The 4321-nt window shown below is 66.9% G+C and carries 4 protein-coding genes; 1 reads left to right on the top strand and 3 read right to left on the bottom strand.

The features are described 5' to 3' along the window. Positions 1 to 115 precede the first annotated feature (115 nt). The gene (locus ACIRPP_RS31905; protein ID WP_403650241.1) at positions 116 to 673 is read left to right on the top strand and encodes a GNAT family N-acetyltransferase; all 558 of its coding nucleotides are present in this window, start codon (positions 116 to 118) and stop codon (positions 671 to 673) included. Positions 674 to 1219: 546 nt separating this feature from the next. On the opposite strand, the gene ACIRPP_RS31900 is transcribed toward ACIRPP_RS31905, so the two are convergent. The 3 genes from ACIRPP_RS31900 to ACIRPP_RS31890 all read right to left on the bottom strand — a co-directional run bounded on the left by ACIRPP_RS31900 (position 1220) and on the right by ACIRPP_RS31890 (position 3966). Further along, positions 1220 to 2593: a S41 family peptidase gene (locus ACIRPP_RS31900; RefSeq protein ID WP_403650244.1), complete on the bottom strand. Its 1374-nt coding sequence runs from the start codon at positions 2591 to 2593 to the stop codon at positions 1220 to 1222. A gap of 374 nt (positions 2594 to 2967) precedes the next feature. After that, positions 2968 to 3492: a DUF1877 family protein gene (locus ACIRPP_RS31895; protein WP_403650238.1), complete on the bottom strand. Its 525-nt coding sequence runs from the start codon at positions 3490 to 3492 to the stop codon at positions 2968 to 2970. Between the two features lie 126 nt (positions 3493 to 3618). Further along, positions 3619 to 3966, bottom strand: a complete 348-nt coding sequence (locus ACIRPP_RS31890) for a hypothetical protein (RefSeq protein ID WP_403650235.1) — start codon at positions 3964 to 3966, stop codon at positions 3619 to 3621. Positions 3967 to 4321 lie beyond the last annotated feature (355 nt).

Raw genomic sequence — 4321 nt, 5'->3', positions numbered from 1 at the left:
GGACCTCGACAATCCTCATTCTTGCTGGTCAGAGGCACTTTCTGTTTTCCTGCCCGCCTGCCGGACAGCCCGCTTCATGAAAGCGCGAGGCTAGCCTGCTGATTGGTTGGTCGGCATGACTGAACTCGGACCCGTCGCCTGGCCGCCTGCCCCGATCAAGACTGAGCGGCTCGTACTCCGAGAGCCTGAGGCTCGGGACCGTGCAGCGTTTATCGAGCTGTTGGCGTCACCAAAGGTGCACGCCCATTTCGGCGGGCCCCGGTCGCGGGATGCACTTGAGCGTGAGTTGCCTGGAGTGCCCGAGCGGTGGCCTGGGAGTTTCATCGTTGATCTCGACGGAGCGATGATCGGACAGATCCTGCTCAAGAGGGCAACGGAGCATCTTCACCCCGCTGCCGCGGGAAAAGTTGATCTCGGCTATCTGTTCCTGCCGTTGGCGTGGGGATTCGGGTATGCCACCGAGGCGTGCGCGGCGGCACGCGATTGGCTCGGCGGTGCCCTACCCGGCGAGCCGGTGGTGCTCGCCACTCAGACCGCCAACGTCGGTTCGATGCGTCTCGCAGCGAAGTTGGGGTTTACTGAGGTAGAGCGGTTCCGCGCCTGGGATGCGGAGCAGTGGCTCGGCTTGCGGTCTCCGGTCGTGCCGTCCCGGACTGGGCCCGCACGACCATGAGGCCGTCGGAGCCGAGCGCCACCAGCGTGGCTCGGCCGAGTGGTTGGCGTTCTCCACCGCTCGGCGTCGATGGCAGGGTGCGAAACTTCGGGCCATGACCTCACCCGAGCTCAGTGACCCGGACCATCTCCGGGAGATCTGCGGGATCACGGCACAGATACCTCGCTGCCCGAGATGCTCACGGATCGCGCGGGATGAATTCGCGCGATCCGCCAGGGCGACGTCCGGGCGGCCTTCGCCTTCCGGTCCGCTTCGCGGAACAGGGCTGCCGGCCATGACGATCTCGAAGGCCGGGGTGTCTCCGCTTGGCCTGCGGTGACGCGGAGGGGAAAAGGTCGTGCGCGGCTGTCACTGGGGAGATGGACCTTCGTGCTCAGGCTGCCGCGGGAACGTCCGAGCGTGTGGACATCGGGCTCAGTCTGATCCGGAGCCCCTTCTTCCCTGGTGGGCTCGCGTGTGCAGGTGCCGTGAGTTCTGGGTACTGCTGAGCGGGTAGTGACCTCCCGTGACCTTTGGCGGGTGGTCCCCAGTCCCGCGCTTCTTGCGTCAGCTCGTGGTGCCATCGTCGTTCCGCAGGACGTTCAGAGCCCTGTCGAAGGCCGAGTCCCTCTTCTTGTCGAACTCCTCCTTCGTGAAGACCGGCACTCTGAGGTGTGGCGGAATGCCCGTGCCGTCGAAGGTCCTGCCGGACCGGGTCAGGAACTCCTCGTTCGGCAGCCAGGCGGACATGCCGTTGGGGAGCTTGCGCGACATGACGTCCGAGAAGACACCCTGTGTGGGCTGCCCGATCCGGACCGTCCTGCCGGGGCGGTCCATGAGGGCCTGGGTGAAGGTCTCCCCCGCGCTGAAAGTCGAGCCGCCGGTCAGTACGGCGACCGGCCCGGTGTAACGGGGCCCTTGGGCGGGCGTGACGTACGCGGGCTGCGGGCGGGTGTGCCGGGTGGGATCGGCGGGGTCGTTGCGGGCCCGCTTGGAGTAGGCGAGGTAGGCGGTGTCGGTGAGGCGCCTGGCTATGTGGATTCCCAGGGCGTCGGAGCCTCCGCCATTGATCCGCAGGTCGATGATCAGGCCGTTGAGGCGCTGGGTGCGCTCTCGGCTGAGGACCGTGTCCAGCGCTCTGTCGAGTTCGGCCAGCTGGGCGGCGTAGGGAGCGCCGTTGCCCGCATATCCGCCGAAGCCGGAGATCCTCAAGTAGCCCTGAGCGCCCGGGAGGTCGGCGTAGGTGATCCGCCCGTGGGCGAAGTCCTGGAGGTTGCGGGCGTTCTTGAGGTCACGCGACACAATGAACTTCTTGACCTTGGTGTCCAGCTCCTCGGTGGGCACGACGGTGCCGGGGCGTACCTGCGCAAAGACGCGGTCGCCGTCCTGGACTGCAACGTGTGCATCGTCGAGCGGCTTGACCATCTCGCTGAAGACGGCGTAGAGCTCTTCCCTGGTCGTCCCAGCGTGTACTTGGGGCCGGTATTGATCGCGTACGGCGCGCCAGTCGATGCCCTTGGTGGAAAAGAAGGGGTAGTTCTCCTCGAAGGACTGCCAGAAGACGTCAAAGGCCGCGAGCGGACCCCTGGGAGCAGGACGCGAGCAGGCGTCGGGTAACTCCGGGATCCGACGCAGGTTCCGGTCGCCGACGGAGCCGGCCGCTCGCAAAGACCCGCCGTCGCGGCCTCCTTGGGTACGCACCGAGAGGACCGTGCCGTCGGACGTGGTGTAGGTGCCGGGGCCGGTCCGCTGCGCGGAATCGCCCTTGAGACAGCTGACGGCGGTGGTCTGGTACTCCTGAAAGGTTCCGTTTCGGATGGAGAGGACTGTGCCGTAGCCGTCCATGCGCCAGATTCCCTCGGTGACCGGCTGATGGACGACGGCGGCCGGCACGGCTTGGCCGGCAAGGGCCGCCATGGCGGTGGCGGTGGCGATGGCGATGGTCGTAACAATACGCACGATCCTGCCTTCTCTGTGGACGACTTAGTCGGGGCAGCCCCACGGTCTCCGACATGGCATCCTCCCGGCCATCCGGCTGTCCGGTTGATCGAAGGTGAGGCCAGCCCCCCTCCGGCAGAGCTCAGCGCTGATCGCGTTGAGGGACCGGCCATCGCGCGGACCAGGCCACGCTCCTCGCGGGCTCTCCTGTTCGTCTGTACCCACGACGCAATTGCGGTGCGTGTGTGTGCGCGCCAGCGGCGTATCGGCTGCACGTCCCGCGGGGCCCGTCGCGATGGACGGCTCGGGCCAAGGAACTCAGCGACTCACTGGCTCCGAGATCATCGAGATTGATCAAGCGACAGGGTGACGCGGTGTCAGTCCCACCAGAGCACGACGAGAGGCTCCCGTCGGGATGCGTCCCGGTAGAACTCGCGCAAGGCGCTGAAGTGCCGCAGCACGTACTTGCTCGGGCCCCCGGCGATCTTGTCCGCGTTGTTGCCGATCAAGGCAGCGGCCTCCGCCTCGTCTGTCGGGAGAGCGGCAAGCAGTGCCGGAAAGTCGATCTGCTCGAGCAGTTCCGCAACGCGAGCCACGTGAGCCGCTGAAAGTGCCGTGGGCTTTGGCCCGAAGGGGGCGATGGCATGCGGATGCGTGGTGAGGAAGGCGAGGTCGATTGCAGTGTCGCCCTCGAGAGCCTGTCGGACAGCGCTTCGACGGGCGTCGTCGAGGCCTCCGAGCTCGCAGACCCGTTCGATCAGGAGCGGTGCCCAGTCCAGGTCGAGGACGTCCGCGGACGGTGGATTCCAGGGAGGGTCTCCGTCCGGTGATGCGTCGGCCGACTGGCGGCAGGAAGCGAGATACTCGGCCGTGATGCGGGCGAGTTGCTGAGTGACGGCCATGACGGCAGTATCCGGACGACGTCAACCGGCTTTCGCAACTCGGTCGTGTCGGTGAGGTTTCTGGACCGCTTCTTCGCGGAGAGGGGCAGGAGTCCTCAACCGGTTCTGTCTGGACGGCCCTCGACGTCACGGTCGCGGCATCCGACGCCCCATCCTCGCCGACTTCCGCTCAGACCCCTTGGTCTCCCACCACTCCTCCAACAGGCTGCGGACCAAGTACACGAGCATGTTGAGCCGGTCAGGTTCCGGCGCGGGGGAAGTGAGCACGTCCGCAAAGGACTTGTCCTCCCACGGCAGCGTGACCTCCCAGTGCTCCTCCCGGTGACCTTGACGCGCGATGGCCAGTTGGTAGGTCAAGGTCGCGCTGCGGTCCGGGTGGTGGTCGATCCGCAGATCAGAGACATCGAACCGCGTACCGGGGCCGGCGAACGAGCGCGCCAGAGCCCGTTCCGCCGGAGTCTGCGCCGCCATCATCAGTCCGGGCCTTTCGTCCTATCCGGTGGGGAACAAGTTCCCGTGCGGGCCGCCGCGGATGCGACGACCGGACTAGTTCACCGAGTTCGTAGCGGGTCTGGCCGACCGGGTTGGCGGCACTCCGCGTGCCACCAACCCTGCAAGAGTGTCCGGCCAAGACACTAGCCTTGGGGGCGCGTCGTTGCCTCCCCCTGCGCGCCAAGCTGCGACGACCCTCGCGGTCGAGTTCCACGCCCCAGCGTCGGTCTCGGGACCCTGCCCCCCGTTATCTTCTTCGCGGTCCTGCAAGAGGGCCGCTGGCCTCCGGGCCCGGCATGACTGTTGCCCCCTGTCGATGGGATGACCTGGGGGGTGG

It is taken from the genome of Streptomyces sp. NPDC101219 (assembly GCF_044767675.1).
GTDB lineage: Bacteria > Actinomycetota > Actinomycetes > Streptomycetales > Streptomycetaceae > Streptomyces.
This window is presented reverse-complemented; position numbering and strand designations above follow the sequence as displayed.

Bases quoted from the DNA above. Each gene is read 5' to 3' on its own strand.
- ACIRPP_RS31905 (WP_403650241.1), top strand. From the start codon at position 116: ATGACTGAACTCGGACCCGTCGCCTGGCCGCCTGCCCCGATCAAGACT.
- ACIRPP_RS31895 (WP_403650238.1), bottom strand. From the start codon at position 3,492: ATGGCCGTCACTCAGCAACTCGCCCGCATCACGGCCGAGTATCTCGCT.
- ACIRPP_RS31890 (WP_403650235.1), bottom strand. From the start codon at position 3,966: ATGATGGCGGCGCAGACTCCGGCGGAACGGGCTCTGGCGCGCTCGTTC.